This is a genomic window from Streptomyces sp. C, from assembly GCF_000158895.1.
Taxonomy (GTDB): Bacteria; Actinomycetota; Actinomycetes; order Streptomycetales; family Streptomycetaceae; genus Streptomyces; species Streptomyces racemochromogenes.
The window spans coordinates 384499-386132 of the sequence record NZ_GG657750.1 but is presented as its reverse complement, the minus strand read 5'-3'; the positions used below and the strand labels follow the sequence as shown (position 1 = coordinate 386132).

Below are 1634 nucleotides of genomic sequence, written 5' to 3'. Positions count from 1 at the left end.
CCACCGCGCGCCCACCCTGCACCGGGTGCGCCTCGGGGCGCGGCCCGACGGCACCCTCACGGCCCTGGCGCACGAGATCACCACCCACACCTCGCGCATCCGCGAGTTCGTCGAACAGGCGGCCGTCCCCGCCCGGGTCATGTACGCGGCCCCCGACCTGCTGACCGCGCACCGCGTCGTGCCGCTCGACGTGCCCACACCGTCGTGGATGCGGGCACCGGGGGAGACGCCCGGGATGTACGCGCTGGAGTCGGCGATGGACGAACTCGCCGACGCCGTGGGCGTGGACCCCGTCGAGCTGCGCGTACGCAACGAGCCCGCCGCCGAACCGGACAGCGGGCGCCCGTACAGCAGCCGCGGCCTGGTCGCCTGTCTGCGCGAGGGCGCACGGCGCTTCGGCTGGCCGGGCACCCGCGGCCCGCGCACCCGGGACGGCCTGCTGACCGGTGCGGGCGTGGCCGCGTCCACGTACCCGGTGTACCTGGCCCCCTGCCAGGCCATGGCGCACGCCCTGCCGGACGGCAGCTACCGGGGTGGAGGTGGCCGCCACCGACATCGGGACCGGGGCGCGGACCGTCCTGGCCATGGTGGCGGCGGACGCGCTGGGCGTGCCCGCCGACCGGGTGGCGAGCGTGGTCGGACACTCGGACCTGCCCGCGGCGTCGGTGGCGGGCGGCTCGTCCGGCACCGGCTCCTGGGGCTGGGCGGTGCACGAGGCCTGCCGCGCGCTCGCGCTGAAACTCGAACGGCGCGACGGGAAGGTGCCCGAGGGCGGCCTGTGCGCGTCCGCCGACACCACGGCCGCCGTCAAACAGCGCTCCCCGTACGCCCGGCACGCGTTCGGCGCCCAGTTCGCCGAGGTGGCCGTCGACCCGGTCTCCGGCGAGGTACGGGTGCTGCGCATGCTGGGCGTCTTCGCGGCCGGCCGGATCCTCAATCCGCTGACGGCCCGCTCCCAGTTCGTCGGCGGCATGGTGATGGGCCTGGGGATGGCGCTCACCGAGCACTCCCCGCTGGACCCGGCGCACGGCGACTTCACCGCGCGGGACCTGGCCTCGTACCACGTGCCGGTGCACGCGGACGTGCCCGACATCGAGGCGCACTGGGTCGACGAGCACGACAAGCACCTCACCCCGATGGGCAGCAAGGGGATCGGCGAGATCGGCACGGTGGGAGCGGCCGCCGCCATCGGCAACGCCTTCGCCCGGGCGACCGGCCGCCGGATCCGCGAACTGCCCCTCATCCCCGACCGGGTCCTCGCAGCCCTGGCGGCCGGCGCAGGCCCGGACGGCCCCTGAGCCCCGGCCGCGGTCGAGCGGCCGGCGACGGTTGTCCTCGCCCAGCGCGGGTAGCCGCCGGTAAGGAGCCGTCCGGGAGGAGTCCCATGATCCAGGTCTCGATACCGCTGTTTCCCGCGGACGACGGCGGTCTGCTGATCCCCGCGGACCACGTCACCGCGCTGCTGCGGCAGCTGGCCGAGGACTGGCTGCACGCAACCGAGACGGGCGAGATGCCCGCCGACGAGGAGACGGTGTCCGAACTCGCCGACGTCCTCACCGAGCTCGCCGACCAGATCGACGTCGAGTGCATCGGCTGCGCCTCGGAGTAGCCCGCACCCCCCGCCCGTACGGCGG

General features: G+C 75.5%; 1 protein-coding gene and 1 pseudogene. Both read left to right on the top strand.

Annotation, left to right across the window (positions count from 1 at the left end; all coding sequences use genetic code 11):
* Positions 1–1298, top strand: a pseudogene (locus tag SSNG_RS01920) (molybdopterin cofactor-binding domain-containing protein); the annotation flags it as partial.
* A gap of 86 nt (positions 1299–1384) precedes the next feature.
* On the top strand, positions 1385–1609 hold the full coding sequence (locus SSNG_RS01915) for a DUF6213 family protein (RefSeq protein ID WP_007262097.1): 225 nt from the start codon (positions 1385–1387) through the stop codon (positions 1607–1609).
* Positions 1610–1634 lie beyond the last annotated feature (25 nt).